17 protein-coding genes are annotated in these 19,392 nt (G+C 67.6%); 5 read left to right on the top strand and 12 right to left on the bottom strand.

Going from position 1 to position 19,392, the window contains the following annotated elements:
- Positions 1-2: 2 nt before the first annotated feature.
- Entirely contained in the window at positions 3-812 is an 810-nt protein-coding gene (gene inhA / locus A5732_RS21390) for an NADH-dependent enoyl-ACP reductase InhA (RefSeq protein ID WP_076103227.1), read from the bottom strand.
- Between the two features lie 34 nt (positions 813-846).
- Positions 847-1,602: a 3-oxoacyl-ACP reductase FabG1 gene (gene fabG1 / locus A5732_RS21385; RefSeq protein WP_064950162.1), complete on the bottom strand. Its 756-nt coding sequence runs from the start codon at positions 1,600-1,602 to the stop codon at positions 847-849.
- 96 nt (positions 1,603-1,698) lie between these two features.
- On the opposite strand from fabG1, the gene A5732_RS21380 reads away from it, so the two are divergent.
- Entirely contained in the window at positions 1,699-3,249 is a 1,551-nt protein-coding gene (locus A5732_RS21380) for a hypothetical protein (RefSeq protein ID WP_076103226.1), read from the top strand.
- A 10-nt stretch (positions 3,250-3,259) separates the two neighbouring features.
- On the opposite strand, the gene A5732_RS21375 is transcribed toward A5732_RS21380, so the two are convergent.
- From A5732_RS21375 to A5732_RS21350, 6 genes are all read right to left on the bottom strand, one after another.
- Positions 3,260-4,267 carry a VWA domain-containing protein gene (locus A5732_RS21375; RefSeq protein ID WP_064950164.1) on the bottom strand — a complete coding sequence of 336 codons (1,008 nt, stop codon included), beginning with the start codon at positions 4,265-4,267 and terminating at the stop codon, positions 3,260-3,262.
- The gene (locus A5732_RS21370) at positions 4,264-5,214 is read right to left on the bottom strand and encodes a DUF58 domain-containing protein (protein ID WP_076053124.1); all 951 of its coding nucleotides are present in this window, start codon (positions 5,212-5,214) and stop codon (positions 4,264-4,266) included. Before A5732_RS21370 ends, A5732_RS21375 begins: the two co-directional genes overlap by 4 nt.
- Positions 5,211-6,341 (bottom strand): chaperone MoxR1, encoded by a 1,131-nt coding sequence (gene moxR1, locus A5732_RS21365; protein WP_064950166.1) that lies wholly within the window; start codon positions 6,339-6,341, stop codon positions 5,211-5,213. The genes A5732_RS21370 and moxR1 overlap by 4 nt, the downstream gene beginning before the upstream one ends.
- Before the next feature lie 164 nt (positions 6,342-6,505).
- Positions 6,506-7,240 carry an NlpC/P60 family peptidoglycan endopeptidase RipB gene (gene ripB, locus A5732_RS21360; protein WP_065056445.1) on the bottom strand — a complete coding sequence of 245 codons (735 nt, stop codon included), beginning with the start codon at positions 7,238-7,240 and terminating at the stop codon, positions 6,506-6,508.
- A 25-nt stretch (positions 7,241-7,265) separates the two neighbouring features.
- Complete coding sequence (ripA, locus tag A5732_RS21355; protein WP_076053125.1) at positions 7,266-8,711, bottom strand: NlpC/P60 family peptidoglycan endopeptidase RipA; 1,446 nt, start codon at positions 8,709-8,711, stop codon at positions 7,266-7,268.
- Positions 8,712-8,950: 239 nt separating this feature from the next.
- On the bottom strand, positions 8,951-9,499 hold the full coding sequence (locus A5732_RS21350; RefSeq protein WP_076103225.1) for an Rv1476 family membrane protein: 549 nt from the start codon (positions 9,497-9,499) through the stop codon (positions 8,951-8,953).
- Positions 9,500-9,733: 234 nt separating this feature from the next.
- Between A5732_RS21350 and A5732_RS21345 the strand changes: the two genes are divergently transcribed.
- Together A5732_RS21345 and A5732_RS21340 are read left to right on the top strand one after the other, a co-directional pair.
- Positions 9,734-12,565 carry an aconitate hydratase gene (locus A5732_RS21345; RefSeq protein ID WP_076103224.1) on the top strand — a complete coding sequence of 944 codons (2,832 nt, stop codon included), beginning with the start codon at positions 9,734-9,736 and terminating at the stop codon, positions 12,563-12,565.
- Positions 12,566-12,590: 25 nt separating this feature from the next.
- Complete coding sequence (locus A5732_RS21340) at positions 12,591-13,172, top strand: TetR/AcrR family transcriptional regulator (protein ID WP_076103223.1); 582 nt, start codon at positions 12,591-12,593, stop codon at positions 13,170-13,172.
- A 38-nt stretch (positions 13,173-13,210) separates the two neighbouring features.
- On the opposite strand, the gene A5732_RS21335 is transcribed toward A5732_RS21340, so the two are convergent.
- The 4 genes from A5732_RS21335 to trxA all read right to left on the bottom strand — a co-directional run bounded on the left by A5732_RS21335 (position 13,211) and on the right by trxA (position 16,392).
- Complete coding sequence (locus A5732_RS21335) at positions 13,211-13,408, bottom strand: helix-turn-helix domain-containing protein (RefSeq protein WP_076103264.1); 198 nt, start codon at positions 13,406-13,408, stop codon at positions 13,211-13,213.
- Positions 13,409-13,509: 101 nt separating this feature from the next.
- Positions 13,510-15,147, bottom strand: coding sequence for an ABC-F family ATP-binding cassette domain-containing protein (locus tag A5732_RS21330; protein WP_064950171.1), 1,638 nt, complete (start codon positions 15,145-15,147; stop codon positions 13,510-13,512).
- Between the two features lie 26 nt (positions 15,148-15,173).
- Positions 15,174-15,983, bottom strand: a complete 810-nt coding sequence (locus A5732_RS21325; protein WP_076053128.1) for an enoyl-CoA hydratase — start codon at positions 15,981-15,983, stop codon at positions 15,174-15,176.
- 55 nt (positions 15,984-16,038) lie between these two features.
- Positions 16,039-16,392 (bottom strand): thioredoxin, encoded by a 354-nt coding sequence (gene trxA / locus A5732_RS21320; protein ID WP_044485223.1) that lies wholly within the window; start codon positions 16,390-16,392, stop codon positions 16,039-16,041.
- 186 nt (positions 16,393-16,578) lie between these two features.
- Here trxA and A5732_RS21315 point away from each other — a divergent pair, with 186 nt between their 5' ends.
- Together A5732_RS21315 and A5732_RS27825 are read left to right on the top strand one after the other, a co-directional pair.
- Positions 16,579-18,405, top strand: a complete 1,827-nt coding sequence (locus A5732_RS21315) for an acyl-CoA dehydrogenase (protein WP_076103222.1) — start codon at positions 16,579-16,581, stop codon at positions 18,403-18,405.
- Between the two features lie 81 nt (positions 18,406-18,486).
- Positions 18,487-19,257: a DUF5666 domain-containing protein gene (locus A5732_RS27825; RefSeq protein ID WP_170880049.1), complete on the top strand. Its 771-nt coding sequence runs from the start codon at positions 18,487-18,489 to the stop codon at positions 19,255-19,257.
- Positions 19,258-19,392: the final 135 nt, after the last annotated feature.

Below are 19,392 nucleotides of genomic sequence, written 5' to 3'. Positions count from 1 at the left end.
CGTTAGAGCAATTGCGTGCTTGCGCCACCGTCGGCGTAGATGATGGTCCCCGTCGTCGCCGGCAGCCAGTCCGAGAGCAACGCGCACACCGTCTTGGCGACCGGCGTCGGGTCCTTCATGTTCCAGCCGATGGGAGCGCGCTGGTCCCAGCCCTCTTCGAGCAGCTGCATCTGCGCGCCGGCCTCTTCGCCGTGCGCGCCGCCGACGATGGCGCTCATGGCCAGCGTCCGGATGGGGCCCGCGGCAACGAGATTGGAGCGCACACCGGACTTGCCCGCCTCGCGCGCCACGAATCGGTTGACCGATTCGAGCGCGCTCTTGGCCACCGTCATCCAGTTGTAGGCCGGCATCGCCCGGCTGGGGTCGAAGTCCATGCCCACGATGGAGCCGCCGGGGTTCATGATCGGCAGCGTCGCCTTGGCCAGCGAGGCGTACGAATACGCCGAGATGTGAATGCCTTTGGAGACGTCCTCGTACGGCGCGTCGAAGAACGGGTTGATGCCCATCCCGGTCTGCGGCATGAAACCGATCGAGTGCACCACACCGTCGAGCTTGTTGCCTTCGCCGATCTCGGCCGTCACCCGCTCGGCGAGCGAGTTCAGGTGCTCCTCGTTTTGCACGTCGAGTTCGATCAGCGGCGCCTTCTCCGGCAGCCGGTCGGCGATGCGCTGAATCAGGCGCAACCGGTCGAACCCGGTGAGCACCAACTGCGCACCCGCCTCCTGGGCCGCCTTGGCGATGTGAAACGCAATCGACGAATCGGTGATGATCCCGGAGATCAGAATCCGTTTGCCGTCGAGCAGTCCTGCCATGTCCGTCCTCAATATCCTTGTGTCGTGGTTGAAGTCAGTGGCCCATGCCCATGCCGCCGTCGACCGGGATGACCGCACCGGCGATGTAACTCGCGTCCTCGGAGGCCAGGAAGCTGACCACCCCGGCGACCTCCGCGGCGGTGCCGACCCGCTTCGCCGGAATGAATTCCAGCGCCCCGGCCTGAATCCGCTCGTCGAGCGCGCGCGTCATCTCGGTGTCGATGTAGCCGGGGGCCACCACGTTCGCGGTCACCCCGGCCTTGGACAGCTCCCGCGAGATCGAACGGGCCATGCCGATCAGACCGGCCTTGGCCGCAGCGTAGTTGGACTGGTTGCCGATGCCCCAGCTGCCGGAGACCGAGCCGATGTAGATGATCCGGCCGAACCGCTTCTTCTGCATGCTGCGCGCGGCGCGCTGGGTCACCCGGAACGCCCCGGTGAGGTTGGCGTTGATGACCTGCTCGAACCGCTCCTCGGTCATCCGGATGAGGAATGCGTCCTTGGAGATGCCGGCGTTGGACACCAGCACCTCGACCGGGCCCTGGTGCTCTTCGACCTCTTTGAAGGCGCGGTCGATGGCGTCGTTGTCGGTCACGTCGCACTCGACGCCGAACAGTCCCTCGGGCGCCCCGGATCCGCGGTGCGTGATGGCCACCTTGTGGCCGTCGGCGGCCAGCCGCTGTGCGATCGCCAGCCCGATCCCCCGGTTTCCGCCGGTGACCAGGACTGAACGGGATACGAATGCCGGTTTGACGCCGTTGGCGGCGGGTTCGGTGGCTGCTTCAGTCACCCGGCCAACTTATCGCCTCGGCCAGCCAGCGCTGCAATCGGCTCAGCGCGAACGCAACGCGCGAACCCGAGGCGGCTCGCCTAGTATCTGAGCCTCATGGCCGCTGCCCCGACCCGTCTCTTCAGGATCGACGCCCGAGCCGCGGCGCTCTTCGCCGTTTGCTGCGGCGCTCTGCTCGTCTTGCTGCTGGTACGCAACCACGGGCTGTTCGGCCATCCCGTCTACGAGGCTGGAGATCCGGCGGCCAACTCGATTCTCACCATGCAAGCCAAGCATTTCGCCCTGCTGACCGGTCACTACTCCAGGGTCGGTTTCCACCATCCCGGTCCGGCTTTCTTCTACGTGCAGGCGGCCGGCGAATGGTTGCTGCACGACGTGACCGGTGTCGTTCCGGCGGCCTACAACGGGCAGGCGATCGCGATCATGGCCCTCAACGCGACGCTGATCGCACTCGCGCTGACCATCCTCTATTCGTGGGTGCGCTCGGCACCGGCAGTGCTCACCGCGGCCGGCATCACCCTGATCTTCCTCGCCGAACACCCCCAGCTGGTGTGCTCCACCTGGATGCCGCACGCCTGCTTCGCGCCCTTCTTCCTCTACCTCGTCGCGGTCGCGTCGGTGGCGGCCGGACGGGTGCGCCACCTGTGGATCATGGTGCTCGCCGGCGGCCTGCTGGTGCACGGGCACGCGGAATTCCTGCTGCTGGTGCCCCTGCTTGCGCTGGCGGCGCTGGTGCCCCAGCGGCGCCAGTTGCTCGCCCACCGCCGCGACGTGCTGGTCGCCGCGGCGGTGCTGGCGTTGTTCCTGCTTCCGATGGTGCTCAACGTGATCCTGCACTGGCCGGGCGAGATTCCGCAGTACCTGGCCTACGGCCATCGCGCCCCGAACCCACCGGTCGCGGCCGCGCGGTTCCTCGTCCAGTTCTGGGGCCCGGGCCCCGCCCTCGGCGCGATGTTCCTGGTGGCGCTGTTCGCGGCGGATCTGGCGCTGGTCCGCAAGCTGTCACATCCCGGCGTCGACGAGGCGGTGTATGACTTCTCCCGCCGGCTGCTTCGGGTCACCGCCTTGGCCACCGCGCTGTTCGCCTTCTACTGCTGGTACGGCGTGGACCATCTCTGGCAGTCGTACATCGGCGTCTTCTCCTACGCGTTGCCGCTGGCTTTGCTGATCCTGGGCTCGTCGGCGCTGGTGGTGCTGGCGATGTCACGGCCGGAGCCGGTAGCCCGGCGCCTGCCGGCCGGCGTCGCGGCCGTCAGCCTGGCGGTCGGGGTGGCGCTCGCGCTCACCACGGTCTCCTTGCGCCGGGACCGCGACGAGCTGACGGGTGTGCCCATCGCGCTCCACTACCTGGTCGCGCACGCCCACGGTAAGCCGATCGTGCTGCAGACCCGCACCGACGAATCCTGGGCCGACGCGCTCGCGCTCCTCGACGCCGCCACCCGGGACGGACAGCGCGCCTGCCTGGCGCAGGAACGCTGGCGGCTGCAGGCCACCCCGGAGTTCATGTGCACGCCGCAGGAGCTGGCCGGCGGGGCGCGCTTCACGCTCAGCCGCGTCGACCCGGTGGCGCCGGGCGTGCCCGTGGTGCCGAACCTCAATCCGATCCCCGCGTCCTACCCGCCCTCGGCAATCATCGCCGCCGGCTGACGGCCGAACGCTAGGTCGGTAGGCGCCGGTTGATCAGCAACGCCGCCAGCGCGGCCAGCGCCAGCACCAGCGCACCCAGCCGCACCCAGCCCACGCTGGCATCGCCCTTGATGGTCTCGTAGCCGATCTGCTGCTGCAGCGTCGCGTACACGGACTTCAGTTCCTCCAACGACGCTGCGTTGTAGGCGTTTCCACCTGAGAGCTGGGCGACCTTCTTCAGCGTCGCGTCGTCGACGGGCACCGGCTGGCGCTGGTCGTTGATCTCGACGAAGCCGTACGGGGTGCCGAACGAGATGGTCGAGATCGGCACGCCCTGGTCCTTGGCGGTGCGCGCGGCGGTGAAGGCACCCTTCGGGTTGTCCGGGTTGGTTGGCATCGTCTCCTTGCCATCGGAGAACAGCACGATGCGCGCCGGCGGCGGCTTGTCGCCGCCGCCGATCACCGCGCCGACCGTCGCGATGGCCTGCAGGGCGGTGAAGATGCCCTCCCCGGTCGCGGTGCGGTCGGCGTACTGCAGCTTGTCCAGCGCGGTCTTGGTCGATTCGCGGTTGGTCGTCGGCGACACCAACACCGTCGCGGTCCCCGCGTAGGCGATCAGCCCGAGGTTGATGCCCGGGGTCAGCTCGTCGGCGAACTGCTTGGCGGCCTCCTGGGCGGCCGCCATCCGGGTCGGCTGCACGTCGGTGGCGCGCATGGATTGCGAGACGTCGATGACCAGCATCACCACCGCGCGGTTGCGGGGAATCCGGACGTCGTTCGTCGGGCCCGCCATCGCGATGGTGAACAGCACCAGCGACGCGATGAGCAGAATCGCGGGCAGGTGACGCCACTTGGGTGGCCGTTTGGGGGCGACGCTTTCCAGCAGCTCCATGTTGGCGAACCGCAGCATGCGCCGCTGCCGCGCCAACTGCATCAGGATGTAGAGCGCGGCCAGCCCGACGACGACAAGCAGGAAAAGAAAGAACCACGAATGTTCAAAGCCCGACAACGACATTGGGCCGAGTAGCGGCAGTGTCACTGCCGCCCTGCCAATGCACCGCGCCGGCGGGATTCGACAAAGCGCACGATGTCGGCGATCCAGTCACGGTCGGTGCGCAGCGTCAGGATCGGGGCCCCGCAGCTGCGGATGGTGCGAGCCACGTCGGCACGGTGCGCCGCGGCGGCCTTGGCGAAATCGTCGCGCAGCTGAGCGTCGATGGTGAATTCGCGGGTGACGCCGGACTCGGCGTCCTGCAGCACCACGTCGCCGATGTCGGGCAGCTCGACGTCGCGCGGGTCCAGCACCTCGATGGCCAGCACCTCGTGCCGGGCGGCGACGGCCCGCAGCGGGCGCATCCAGTTGATCGGCCCGAGGAAGTCGCTGATGATGACCGCCATGCCGCGGCGGCGTTCCGGCCGGCGCAGCGAGTCGATCGCCGTCGCCAGGTCACCGCGCACCCCGACCGGGGCCCGGGGCGTGGTGGCGATGGTGCGCAGCAGCGTCTGCTCGTGCTGCCGACCGGAGCGGGCCGGTACCCGGGTGATGTTGGCGCCGGTGGAGACGATCGCGCCCAGCCGGTTGCCGCCCCCGCTGTTGAGGAAGGTGATGGCTGCCGCGGCCGCGACGGCCAGGTCGCGCTTCTCGCACACGGTGGTGCCGAAGTCCAGGCTGGCCGACATGTCGACCACCAGCCAGGTTTCCAGCTCGCGGTCGGCGATCATCTGCCGCACGTGCGGGTGCGTGGTGCGCGCGGTGACGGCCCAGTCCATCCGGCGGACGTCGTCACCGGGCTGATACTCGCGCGACTCCCCCGGCTCCGAGCCCGGCCCCGGGATCAGGCCGAGGTGATCGCCGTGCAGCACACCGTCGAGCTTGCGTTTGACGGTGAGCTCGAGGGTGCGCAGCGCCGCCGACAGCTTCGGGTCGTCGATCTGACCCCGCTGCATCGACGGCGGATGGACCGCCGGCCGCTTGGGGTCGGTCACCGACCGCTGGCCGCGCCGGCGGGTTGCATCACCGGGGGCACCGAATGACCTTGCTGCGGAACGGCATTCACCTGAGGCAGGGCAACCGTCTGCAGCACCCGGTTGATGACGATCTCCGGTGAGATCTCGTCGGCCAGCGCGTCGTAGGTGAGCACCAGCCGGTGGCGCAGCACGTCGGGGATGACGTCCACGACGTCCTGCGGGATCACGTAGTCACGGCCGCGGACCAGCGCCAGCGACCGGGACGCGGCGATGATGCCCAGCGAGGCGCGGGGCGACGCCCCGAACGAGATCCACGTCTTGACGTCGTTCATGCCGAGCTGTTCGGGGTGGCGGGTGGCGGTCACCACGCGCACCACGTAGTCGACCAGCGCGTGGTGGACGAAGACGTTGGCCGCGATGTCCTGCAGGCGCAACAGGTCGCCGGTGTTCAGGATCTGCTTGGGCTCCGGCGGGCGCACGCCCATCCGGTAGATGATCTCCCGCTCCTCCTCCGGCGACGGGTAGCCGACGTTGATCTTGAACAGGAACCGGTCGCGCTGAGCTTCGGGCAGCGGGTAGACACCCTCGTGCTCGATCGGGTTCTGCGTCGCCATCACCAGGAACGGGTTGGGCAGCGGGAACGTCTTGCCGCCGATCGAGACGTGCCGCTCCTGCATGACCTCCAGCAGCGCCGACTGCACCTTGGCCGGCGCGCGGTTGATCTCGTCGGCGAGCAGGAAGTTGACCACCACCGGGCCGAGCTCGGTGTCGAACTCTTCCTTGCCCTGCCGGTAGATGCGGGTACCGATGATGTCGGTGGGCACCAGGTCGGGCGTGAACTGGATGCGCGCGAACGTCCCGCCGACCACCTTGGCGAACGTCTCGACGGCCAGCGTCTTGGCCACGCCGGGAACACCCTCGAGCAGCACGTGTCCCTTGGACAACAGGCCGACCAGCATGCGCTCCACCAGCTGGTCCTGGCCGACGATGATGCGCTTGACCTCGAAGATGGCCCGTTCCAGGGTCTGCACCTCGGCGGCCAGTCCGTTGCCACCGCCCGTCGGCGCTTCGTGAGCCGGGCCGGTTTGCCCGCCCGGGCCCGAGTAACCGCTGGCGCCTGGCGGCGGCCCACCTGCTGCTGTCATGAACTGCTACCTTCCACGGCTCAACCGACAAAGCTCAATCGGACACGATTGCTGGCACGACCGATGTCGTGGCGACGTGCCCGCGTCCAACTATTCCAGGCCCGCCGAATTCCGTCGACGCTGGTGCACCGGCCCGGGGGCCCGCCCACTCAACCGCACGTGGGTCAGTACTCGATGATCCTGGTCAAAAACGGCGTCATGCCGGGCTTACGAACCGGGCTGACCGTAACCTTGGCGGCGCTGCCCGACGCCTCGAGCATCTGGCCGTTGCCCAGGTACATGGTGACGTGCTGGCTGCCGCCCGGGCCGTAGAAGATCAGGTCGCCGCGCCGGGCTTGGTCCGGCGGGATGTGGCGCCCGGCGTTGTACTGGTCGCCGGAGAACCGCGGGATCAGCACGCCGACGCCGGCGAATCCGTACCGCATCAGGCCCGAGCAGTCGAAGCCGGTGATGTTGGCGCCATCGCCGACGCCCTTGCTCGGGCCGTCCAGCGAGCCACCGCCCCACGAATACGGCACCCCCATCTGGGAGCCCATCCGGCGGATCACGTACTCGATGGCCTGCCGGCCGTTTGCCCGCGGAATCTTGGCGCCGGGGTTGCTCGGGGTGGCCGCCGCGGCGGGCGGATCGCCACCGAGGTTGATCCCGAGCCCGCTCAAGAATTGCTTGCCCAGGTCCATCGTGGTCTGGGTGGCCTGGGCGGTGGCCTGCAGCGAGGCGTTGGCGACGGCGAGCGGGTCGCCGGGCGCGCCGGCGCTGATCTGCGCCGGCAGGGTGGGGTCCCACTGGCCCGGGTCGGCACCGGCGAGAGGAGCCGGCGCCGCCACAGAAAACATCAGCCCGGACACCACTGCGGTGATCCAGGCGAAGTTGATGAGACGAAACCGATTGCGGCGCATGGCTCCTCGTTCAATGCTCACTCGATCACCATTCGATGTACCGGACCACGTAGGGCGTCATGCCGCTGGTGCGCACCGGGGCGACGCGGACCTTCAACCCGATGTCGGGCGCCTCGAGCATCTGACCGTCACCGAGGTAGATCGTGACGTGCTGGCTGCCGCCCGGGCCGTAGAAGATGACGTCGCCGCGGCGCATCTGCGAGGACGGGATCTTGCGGCCCAGGTTGTACTGCGAGCCCGAGTAGTGCGGCAGCTTGATGCCCACCCCGGCGAACGAGTACAGCACCAGCCCCGAACAGTCGAAGCCGGTGATGCCCGCCCCGGAGTCGATGCCCTTGCTCGGGCCGGCCGCGTTGCCGCCGCCCCAGGAGTAGGGCACGCCGATCTGCGACATGCCGCGCCGGATCACGTATTCGGTGGCCTGCCGGCCGTACACCCGGGGAATGCGCCCGCCGACGCCACCGGGCGCCGCGTTGGTGATGCCGGTGTCGTCGGGCTTGAGGATGCCCATCTGCTGCAAGAAGTTTCGGCCCAGCCCGGCGGTCACCTGAGTCGAGGTGGCCGAGATGCCGAGCACCTGGTTAATCACTGCGATCGGGTCCCCGGGAACGTTGGCGCTGGGGATCATCGGCAGCGTCGGGTCCCAGGCGCCATCCCACTGACGGCCCCCGGACGACGGCGCCGGCCCGCCCGATCCGGTCTCCCACCGGTCACCCGACGCGGGCGCTCCCGGCCCTCGGGCGCCGGCGGACCACTGCCGCGCCGCCTCGCGCTTGGCCGCCTCGAGCTTGATCTGAGCCTGATCCCGTTCGGCGGCAAGGCGAATGATGTCTTCGCGTTGCTGGTCGAACTTCTGCTTGGAGTTGGTCAGCGCCGCCACCGCGGCGTCCTGGCTGGACTTGGCGTCGGCGGCGGCCTTGTCCGCATTCTGCTTGGCCAGCCGGGCCGCCGACTCCTTGTTCACCTGCTCGGTGCGGGCCTGCTGCAGCTTGGCCATCACGGTCTGCGAGCTGGTGGTCAAGTTCTTGGCGGCGGCTTCGGTCGCGATGATGTCGTCGGGGCTGCTCGCCGTCAGGTAGCTGTTCGACGGACCGTTCATATAGGTGGCCGCGGCGAACGTGTCGAAGCGGCGCTGCGCCCCGGCGATGGCGATGTTGGCGTCTTTGACCGCCTGCTGGCTGGTCTCCACATCGTGCTGGGCGGTGGCCGCGTTGTCCCGCGCGGTCTCGACGTCGACCAGAGCCTTGTTGACGCTTTCCTGTTCGGTCTGGATTTCGGCGCTCAAATTCTGCAGCCGCTGGTTGGCCTTGGCGACGTTGGCGATGAGTGCGGCCAGGTTGTCGGCGGTGGGATCGGCCTCCGCGAGGCCCGGCGTCGCGATCAACAGCGCCAGGCTCAAAACGGATGGGACGACGGGCCGCACCAGCCTTGCGGCCGGTCGCGCAGAAGACCCCCAGCGTGTCCGTCTCATTCGACTCAGGTCTCCTACGGCTCAACACGACGGGTGGCGCCAGCCACAGATTCCCCGAAAGGCGCCAAAGACAACACCAGCATCATTTGCACCGTACGTCACACCAGTGGGCGTGCAAACGCTCCACCGAAATCGCACTCTCTACGTGCGTTTAATGTGACCGAACAGTGACCTGACCGGTTTGCCGCAGTCGGCCGTGAGGGCCCGTCGACAGACCCCGAAGATGCGAATACCGGTGGCTACACGGCGGTATCGGTGTCGGCGGCGGGGGCCGCCGTGGTGTCGTCCGTCGTTGCTGAGCGCTTGCTACGCAACTGCAACAACCGGGTGCCGACGGCCGCCGCGAACACGGCGATCAACAGGAAAATCGTCAGCCCGGTCCAGGGAAACTCGGGCGTGTCCAACTCGTGCAAGAAATGCTGCGCGGAGACCACCGGGTTGCCCGTCTTGGCGATGTCCTCGCCGGCCTCGAGCGTGACGCGGGGGAACTGAGTGCTGTAGCTGCCGACGTAGCTCGGGCTGAGCGTCAGCACCGTCGCGTCGTGATAGTCCGCCCCGACCACCGTCGAGATGTCGCGCAACGGGGTGTCGTTCGGGGGGTTGTGGTCGAGCAGCACGATCTTGAGGTTGATGCCCTCGGCGTGCGCCTGGTTGACCACGTCGAGCAGTCCCGGCATCGCCGACGGCGCGGCGCTGACGCCGGTGGCGGCGACCTGAGCCTTCACCATGGTCATGTCGACGTCCACCGGAATGTAGAGCGGCAGGACGACGGAATCGAGCCCGGTCATTTCGCGGTCCTTCCTGCTGCGCGGTCACGCTGGCGTGACTCTCGGCCACGGCGGTCACTCTAGTGTGACGGTCGGCCAGGATCGGAGCCGTCGGGGGTTTAAACCGGCGGCCGCGCCGACAAGACTGAAATCGAGAGTGCCGCCGTAATGCAGGACAAGCGTACTGTTAAAGTTAGTACCGCACCGCCGACACGGCCCGTCGCGGTGGGAGAACTAAAGACTCTGGGAGTTGAAGTGAGTGATTCTGTGAATTCGTTCGAAGCCCGCGACACCCTCGAGGTCGGCGACCAGAGTTACCAGATCTATCGTCTCGATGCCGTCCCCAACACCGAGAAGCTCCCCTACAGCCTCAAGGTGCTGGCCGAGAACCTGTTGCGCAACGAGGACGGCGCCAACATCACCAAAGAGCACATCGAGGCCATCGCGAACTGGGATCCCAAGGCGGAACCCAGCATTGAGATCCAGTACACGCCGGCCCGCGTGGTGATGCAGGACTTCACCGGGGTGCCCTGCATCGTCGACCTGGCCACCATGCGCGAGGCCATCGGCGAGCTTGGCGGCAAGGCGGACAAGGTCAACCCGCTCGCGCCCGCCGACCTGGTGATCGACCACTCGGTGATCGCCGACCTGTTCGGCACCCCCGACGCGTTCGAGCGCAACGTCGAGATCGAGTACCAGCGCAACGGCGAGCGCTACCAGTTCCTGCGCTGGGGCCAGGGCGCTTTCCAGGACTTCAAGGTGGTGCCGCCGGGCACCGGCATCGTGCACCAGGTCAACATCGAGTACCTCGCCAGTGTCGTGATGTCACGAGCGGATGACGCGGGGAATATGACCGCCTACCCCGACACCTGTGTCGGAACCGACTCGCACACCACGATGGTCAACGGCCTGGGCGTGCTGGGCTGGGGCGTCGGCGGCATCGAGGCCGAGGCCGCGATGCTGGGCCAGCCGGTGTCGATGCTGATCCCGCGCGTCGTCGGCTTCAAGCTGACCGGTGAGATCCAGGCCGGCGTCACCGCCACCGACGTCGTGCTGACCGTCACCGAGATGCTGCGCAAGCACGGTGTCGTCGGCAAGTTCGTCGAGTTCTACGGCAAGGGCGTTTCCGAGGTGCCGCTGGCCAACCGCGCCACGCTGGGCAACATGAGCCCCGAATTCGGTTCCACCGCAGCCATTTTCCCCATCGACGAGGAGACCATCTCCTACCTGAAGTTCACCGGCCGCAGCGAACAGCAACTGGCACTGGTGGAGACCTACGCCAAAGAGCAGGGGCTGTGGCACGACCCCGACCACGAGCCCGCGTTCTCGGAGTACCTCGAGCTCGATCTCTCCACGGTGGTGCCGTCGATCGCCGGACCCAAGCGCCCGCAGGACCGAATCGCCTTGTCCGCCGCCAAGTCCACCTTCCGCGACCAGATCGTCAGCTACGTCGACGGTGACGCGGACGGCCAGCAGGGCTACTCGAAGCTGGACGAGTCGGTGGAGGAAACCTTCCCGGCCAGCGACCCCGGCGCGGTGTCGAACGGACATGCCGACGACGTCCCCGAGGTGCACTCGGCGGCCGCGCATGCCAAGGGCCGCCCGAGCAACCCGGTGACCGTAAAGTCCGACGACCGAGGCGAATTCGTGCTCGACCACGGCGCGGTGGTGATCGCCGCGGTCACGTCGTGCACCAACACCTCCAACCCCGAGGTGATGCTGGGCGCCGCGCTGCTGGCCCGCAACGCCGTCGAGAAGGGGCTGGCGTCCAAGCCGTGGGTGAAGACCACCATGGCGCCCGGCTCGCAGGTGGTCAACGACTACTACGACAAGGCCGGCCTGTGGCCGTATCTGGAGAAGCTCGGTTTCTACCTGGTCGGCTACGGCTGCACCACCTGCATCGGCAACTCCGGCCCGTTGCCCGACGAAATCTCGAAGGCCATCAACGACAACGACCTGTCGGTGACCGCCGTGCTCTCGGGTAACCGGAACTTCGAAGGCCGCATCAACCCCGACGTCAAGATGAACTACCTGGCGTCGCCGCCGCTGGTGGTGGCCTACGCGCTGGCCGGCACCATGGACTTCGACTTCGAGTCCCAGCCGCTCGGTAAGGACAAAGATGGCAACGACGTCTTCCTGAAAGACATCTGGCCCTCGCAGAAGGACGTCTCAGACACCATCGCCTCGGCGATCAACTCCGAGATGTTCACCAAGAACTACGGCGACGTGTTCAAGGGCGACGAGCGGTGGCGCAACCTGCCCACCCCGAGCGGCAATACCTTTGAGTGGAACGCGGATTCGACCTACGTCCGCAAGCCCCCGTACTTCGACGGCATGCCGGCCGAGCCCGAGCCGGTCGCCGACATCACCGGCGCCCGGGTGCTGGCGCTGCTGGGCGATTCGGTGACCACCGACCACATCTCCCCCGCCAGCAGCATCAAGCCGGGAACCCCGGCGGCGCAGTACCTCGACGAGCACGGCGTGGAACGCAAGGACTACAACTCCTTCGGCTCGCGGCGCGGCAACCACGAGGTGATGATCCGCGGCACATTCGCCAACATCCGGCTGCGCAACATGCTGCTCGACGACGTGTCCGGTGGCTACACCCGCGACTTCACCCAGGACGGCGCGCCGCAGGCGTTCATCTACGACGCGGCGCAAAACTATGCGGCGCAAGACATTCCGCTGGTGGTGCTGGGGGGTAAGGAATACGGGTCGGGTTCGTCCCGAGACTGGGCCGCCAAGGGAACGCGGCTGTTGGGCGTCCGCGCGGTGATCGCCGAGTCGTTCGAGCGGATCCACCGCTCCAACCTGATCGGCATGGGCGTGATCCCGTTGCAGTTCCCCGACGGCAAGTCGGCCACCGACCTGGGCCTGGACGGCACCGAGGTGTTCGACATCACCGGGATCGAAGAGCTCAACAACGGCAAAACACCGAAGACGGTGCACGTCAAGGCCAGCAAGGACGGCAAGGACGCGATCGAGTTCGACGCGGTGGTACGCATCGATACCCCGGGTGAGGCGGACTACTACCGCAACGGCGGCATCCTGCAGTACGTGCTGCGCAACATGCTCAAGTCCGGCTAGTCCCGGCCCGAATCCACCTACCCCCGTGCCCAAGGTCAGCGAGGACCATCTGGCGGCCCGACGCCGCCAGATCCTCGACGGCGCCCGCCGTTGCTTCGCCGAATACGGCTACGAGAAAGCGACGGTGCGCCGGCTGGAGAAGGCGATCGGGATGTCGCGCGGCGCGATCTTCCACCACTTCCGGGACAAGGACGCGCTGTTTTTCGCCCTCGCCGACGAGGACGCCGAGCGGATGGCCGACGTGGCGTCCCGCGCGGGACTCATCCAGGTGATGCGCGACATGCTGGCCGCGCCGGACCAGTTCGACTGGCTGGCCACCAGATTGGAGATCGCCCGCAAGCTGCGCAACGATCCCGCCTTCAGCCAGGGATGGGCGGAGCGTTCGGCCGAGCTGGCGGCGGCGACCACCGATCGGTTGCGCCGGCAGACGGAGGCACACCGGGTGCGCGACGACGTGCCCGGCGACGTGCTGCAGTGCTATCTCGAGTTGGTGCTCGACGGCCTGGTGGCCCGCTCGGCGTCCGGCGAGGACCCGGAGCGCCTATCCGCGGTCCTGGACCTGGTGGAAAACTCGGTGCGCCGCAACGACTCTGAGAAGCGATCGTAACGTCACTGCGAACAAGGGGACGAGATTTCGCAGTGACGCTACGCCCGCGCGACCTTGGCGGTCCGGTTCGGGCCGCCGCGGCTGCGCATCGTGGTGCCCCACTTGCGGAGCAAGCTATGAACCGATCCGTACGACCTGCCGGTCTTCGCAACCAGGCTGCGGATGCTGGCGCCGCCTTCGTAGGCGTGGCGCAACTCGTCCAACAACTGGTCGCGCGTCTTGGCCGACCTGTGCAGTGTTCTCTTCATGGCTCCTCCGGCGCGGGACACGATCGCAAGCACTCAGAGTAAGAAGCCGCTGTCGCCCGCGGGCCGATTTCGCCAAATCGCACGCGAAATCAGGCGAGCTCGATGAGATCCCGGTATTCGTCGGACCAGAAGTCCTCGGTGCCGTCGGGCAGCAGCACGACGCGCTGCGGGTCGAGCGCCTCGGCGGCACCCGGGTCGTGCGTCACCAACACCACCGCGCCCTGGTAACTGCGCAGCGCGTCGAGCACCTGCTCGCGCGAGGCCGGGTCGAGGTTATTGGTCGGCTCGTCGAGCAGCAACACGTTGGCGGTGGAGGCCACCAAACCGGCCAGCGCGAGCCGGGTCTTCTCGCCGCCGGACAGGGTGCCCGCCGGCTGGTCGAGCTGGGGGCCGCTGAACATGAAGGCGCCCAACAGGCCGCGCAGGTCCTGCTCGCCCGAATCCGGTGCGGCGTGACGGATGTTCTCCCACACGGTCGCATCGTTGTCGAGCGTGTCGTGCTCCTGGGCGAAGTAGCCGATCCGCAGCCCGTGCCCGGGCTCGAGTCCCCCGGTGTCGGGCGCCTCGGTGCCGGCCAGGATTCTCAGCAGGGTGGTCTTGCCGGCGCCGTTGAGGCCCAGCACCACCACCCGCGAGCCGCGGTCGATCGCCAGGTCGACACCGGTGAACACCTCCAGCGACCCGTAGGACTTGCTCAGCCCGCTGGCCACCAGCGGCGTGCGCCCGCACGCGGCCGGGTTGGGAAACTTGATCCGAGCCACCTTGTCGGCCACCCGCTCGTCGTCGAGCGCGGCCATCATCCGGTCGGCACGGCGCAACATGTTTTGCGCGGCAACGGCTTTGGTGGCCTTGGCGCCGAGCTTGGCGGCCTGCGAGCGCAGCGCGGTGGCCTTGCGTTCGGCGTTCGCGCGTTCCCGGCGCCGGCGCTGCTCGTCGGTGGCGCGCGCGTCGAGGTATTTCTGCCACGTCATGTTGTAGACGTCGACCTCGCCGCGCACCGCGTCCAGGAACCACACCCGGTTGACGACATCGGCGAGCAGTTCGACGTTGTGGCTGATGATCACCAGCCCGCCGGTGTGCGCGCGCAGGAAGTCGCGCAGCCAGCCGATGGAATCCGCGTCCAGGTGGTTGGTCGGCTCGTCGAGCAGCAGCGTGGTCGACGAACCCGACATCCCCGCGCCACCCTCGGATGCGGCGAACAGGATGCGGGCCAGCTCGACCCGGCGGCGCTGCCCACCGGACAGCGTGCGCAGCTGCTGCGTCAGCACCCGTTCCGGCAGGCCGAGACTCGCGCAGATGCGGCTCGCTTCGCTTTCCGCGCCATAACCGCCCAGGGCGACGAAACGCTCCTCCAGCTGCCCGTACCGGCGGATCGCGCGGTCGCGGGCGTCGTCATCGGCGACCTCGGCCATCAACGCCTGCTGCTTTTCCAGGTCGGTCAGCAACACGTCAAGCCCGCGCGCCGACAGCACCCGGTCGCGGGCCAGCACGTCGAGGTCGCCCTCTTTGGGATCCTGTGGCAGATAACCGATTTCGCCGGCGCGGTGGATCGCGCCCGCGTAGGGCTCGGTCTCCCCCGCCAGGATGCGCAGCGTGGTGGTCTTACCGGCGCCGTTGCGGCCCACCAGCCCGATCCGGTCGCCGGGTTGCACGCGCAGGTCGGGACCGTCCGGGGAGAGCAGGATGCGCGCACCAGCGCGGACCTCGAGGTCCGTGGCCGTGATCACGATCGCTCTCCTTGTTGAAAAGACGCCTATTTGTCGTCGGTGAACGCCGGTGGTCGTCGTTCTGCGCGCGCGGCAACCGCTTCTTCGAAGTTGGCGGTGAGCAGGCGGACGAAAAGCTGTCCCAAGCCTTCGGCTTGCATGTGCCCTTCCAGGCTACCGGCGTCCAGTCCACTCCACAGCGTGCGCTTGGTCAACTCGATGCCCGGCCGCGAGAAGGCCGCTATCCGCGCTGCGATGGCGTAGCAGGTGTCCAGCAGCTGCTCGTCGGGCACCTGGTTGGACACCAGCCCGATGCGCTCGGCCTCCTCGGCGGTGATGTCGCGACCGGTCAGCATGATCTCGAAGGCGCGCGACGAGCCGATGGCCCGCGGCAGCAGGTAGGACAGCCCCAGTTCGCTGGCGGTCAGCCCGTTGTTGATGCCGGCGGCGCGGAAGTACGCGCTGGTCGAGGCCACGCGGATGTCGGCGGCCAGGGCCAGGCACAGGCCCCCGCCGATGGCGGGGCCGTTGACCGCGGCGATCACCGGTTGGTGCAGCCGGCGCAGCGCCAGGATGACCTCGTCGAGGATCTCCATGGAGCGCAGCGCGTAGGTCGGGCGGGTCAGGCCCTCGACGTGGGGCACCGTGCCCGCCGACTTGTGATCGGCGCCGGAGGAGAAGCCGCGACCGGCCCCGGTCAGCACGACCACGCGCACCGAATTGTCGTAGGTGACCCTTTCCAGGGCCTCCTTGAGCGGGAGCATGACGTCGAACGCCATGGAGTTCATCCGCTCGGGCCGATTCAGCGTTATCAGCGCGACGCCGGGCCGCGGGTGATCTACCAGTACCAAACTCACCCATGCAACCTAGCGCGTAGCTAACCGTGGTTCAGCGCGCAGCGCGACGTGGAGCTTATTCGGCCTGCCCGGCCTCGGCGGCGTCGACGTCGAAGGCGCGGACTTGCTGGACGAGGTCCTCCAGGGCGGCCGGCGGCAGGGCACCGGGCTGGTTGAAGAGCAGTTTGCCCTTCTTGAACGCCATCAGCGTCGGGATGGACCGGATCTGGGCGGCCGCGGCCAGCTGTTGTTCGGCCTCGGTGTCGACCTTGGCGTGCACGATGTCGGGGTGTTTTTCCGCCGACGCCTGGAAAGTGGGACCGAACTGGCGGCATGGGCCGCACCAGGACGCCCAGAAGTCGACGAGCACGATGTCGTTGCCCTCGATGGTTTCGTTGAACTTCTCAGCGGTGAGATCAAGTGTTGTCACATTTGCCGTAACGCCCGGCGCCGACCCGATGTTCCCCGGTGGGTCAGGAGTTCGGAATACGGCTATCGGCGGGCGGGGCCGCTACCTCCTGCCGGACCGGCGCTGGTTACGGTTGCGTACGTTTTCCCGCGTCCGACAGACTGTGCCTGACGATCCGCCGCCTCGAGGACCAGTGAGGGAATCGCGTTGGGCCACTACATCGCAAACGTTCGTGATATCGAGTTCAACCTTTTCGAAGTGCTCGATGTCGGCGCCGTTTTGGGCACCGGCGGCTACAGCGACCTCGACGAGGACACGGTCAAAACGATATTGGCCGAAGCCGCTCGCCTCGCCGAAGGTCCGGTGGCCGAATCCTTCGCCTTCGCCGACCGCAATCCGCCGGTATTCGACCCGGCCGAGCACAAGATCACGGTGCCCGACGAGTTGGCCAAGACGGTGGCGGCACTCAAGGAGGCCGGCTGGTGGCGGCTGGGCATGGCCGAGGAGATCGGCGGCATGCCGGCCCCGCCACCGCTGGCGTGGGCGGTCAACGAGATGCTCATCTGCGCCAATCCGTCGGCGAATTTCTATTGCCTGGGCCCGTTCATGTCTCAGGCGTTGTATGTCGAGGGCAACGAGCAGCAGCGGCAATGGGCGGCGCAAGGCGTGGAGCGGGGCTGGGCGGCCACGATGGTGCTCACCGAGCCCGACGCGGGCTCCGACGTCGGCGCCGGCCGCGCCAAGGCCATCGAACAACCCGACGGCACCTGGCACATCGAGGGCGTGAAGCGCTTCATCTCCGGCGGCGACGTGGGCGATACCGCCGAGAACATCTTCCATCTGGTGCTGGCCCGCCCGGAGGGCGCCGGACCGGGCACCAAGGGGCTGAGCCTGTTCTACGTGCCCAACTTCCTGTTCGACCCCGACACCTTCGAACTCGGCCCCCGCAACGGGGTTTACGTCACCGGGGTGGAGCACAAGATGGGCATCAAGTCCTCCCCCACATGCGAATTAACTTTCGGCGCAACGGATGTGCCCGCCGTCGGCTACCTGGTCGGTGATGTGCACCGGGGTATCGCGCAGATGTTCACCGTGATCGAGCAGGCGCGCATGACGATTGGCGTCAAAGCGGCCGGCACGCTGTCCACCGGTTACCTGAACGCGCTGGCCTTCGCCAAGGAGCGGGTGCAGGGTGCGGATCTGACGCAGATGTCCGACAAGACCGCGCCGCGGGTCACGATCATCCACCACCCCGACGTGCGCCGCAGCCTGATGACCCAGAAGGCGTACGCGGAGGGCCTGCGCGCGCTCTACATGTATGCCGCCGCCCATCAGGATGACGCTGTGGCCCAACGTGTTTCGGGTGCCGATCCCGAGATGGCGCACCGCATCGACGATCTGCTGCTGCCGATCGTCAAGGGGGTCAGCTCGGAGCGGGCCTACGAGGTGCTGACCGAGTCGCTGCAGACGCTGGGCGGTTCCGGCTTTTTGGCCGACTATCCGCTCGAGCAGTACATCCGGGATTCCAAGATCGATTCCCTCTATGAGGGCACCACCGCCATCCAGGCGCTGGACTTCTTCTTCCGCAAGATCGTGCGCGACCGGGGTCAGGCCCTGCAGTTCTTGACGGCTCAGATCACCGCGACCATCGACGACTGCGACGAGACGCTCAAGCCGATCGCCCAGCTGGTGCAGACCGCGTACGACGATGTGACGGCGATGACGGGCGCGCTGACGGGCTACCTCATGTCGGCGGCCCAACAGGCAGAAGAGATCTACAAGGTGGGGCTGGGATCGGTGCGCTATCTACTCGCGGTCGGCGATCTGCTGATCGGCTGGCGGTTGCTGGTGCAGGCCGAGATCGCCACCCGCGCGCTGGCCGATGGCGCCGGGAATGACGAAGCGTTCTACCGGGGCAAGATCGCGACCGCCGGGTTCTTCGCCAAAAACATGCTGCCGAAGCTCACCTCGCTGCGCGGCGTCATCGAGGCCATCGACGACGAGATCATGAAGGTGGCCGAAGAGGCGTTCTGAGCGCGGCGGATACACAGCTTAAGCACAGTTTAAACGGGTAAACCATGGCGTTGGCTCTAACCGACGAATGGAGAAACGTTGATGTCTGCCAGCTGTCAAGTGCCCCGGCTCACTCGCTTCGCGGTCTTCGCCGTCGCTGGAGCCACCGCATTGTCCCTGTCCGCCTGCGGCTCTTCGAACAAATCCAGTTCCACGTCGACCTCCACGTCGACGTCAACGTCCACCGTCACGTCGACGGCCACCTCGTCCCCGCCTAACGCCGAAGCGCGGGTCAGCGGTCTGATCGCCTCGGTGGCCGGCAACTCCATCCAGGTCACCAAGGAGGACAACGGGACCGCATCGGTCAACTTCACCTCGACCACCAAGATCACCGAAGCCGTGCCGGCCGGGCTTCCGGATGTCACCCCGGGCAGCTGCGTCAGCGTGAAGCCGACGGAGGGATCGGCGCCCGGCCAGCCGGTCACCGCCGCGTCGGTGAAGATCAGCGAGTCCGTGAACGGCGCGTGCCCGAAGCCTCCGCAGACCGCGCCCGGCGCTTCGACCACCACGCCGCCGTCCCTCCCGCCGTCGCAGGCGCCCGCGAAGCCGGCCTGGGTCCGTGGCTCGGTGGCCTCGGTGTCGGGCAACACCATCAATTTGACCAACACCGATCCCAGCGGCAACACAAAGCAAACGACGGTGACGGTCGACGACAAGACCAAGTACAGCAAGCAGTCGTCCGCGAACACCGACGCGATCACGCCGGGTAAATGCCTGTCCGCGCGCGGGACTCAGGACAGCGGCGGCGCGCTGCAAGCGACGAGCATCAAGTTGCGACAGGCCGTCGACGGCAAATGCGGCAAGCCCAAGTAGCCCGGCAGGCTGGGTGACCCCGGCCCGGGCTGACTGAGATTGCCGTCACTCTCGCCGGGCGCGGCGTGAGAACCGGGCCCGGCGGGGGTAATTGCTTAGGGCGGCGAAGCGGTTGATCGGAGATGAGTTCTGTGC

Origin of the sequence: Mycobacterium colombiense, assembly GCF_001953985.1 — a bacterium.
GTDB classification, from domain to species: Bacteria; Actinomycetota; Actinomycetes; order Mycobacteriales; family Mycobacteriaceae; genus Mycobacterium; species Mycobacterium colombiense_B.
Note: the sequence above shows the minus strand (reverse complement) of the source record. Positions and strands in the feature narration are given on the sequence as shown.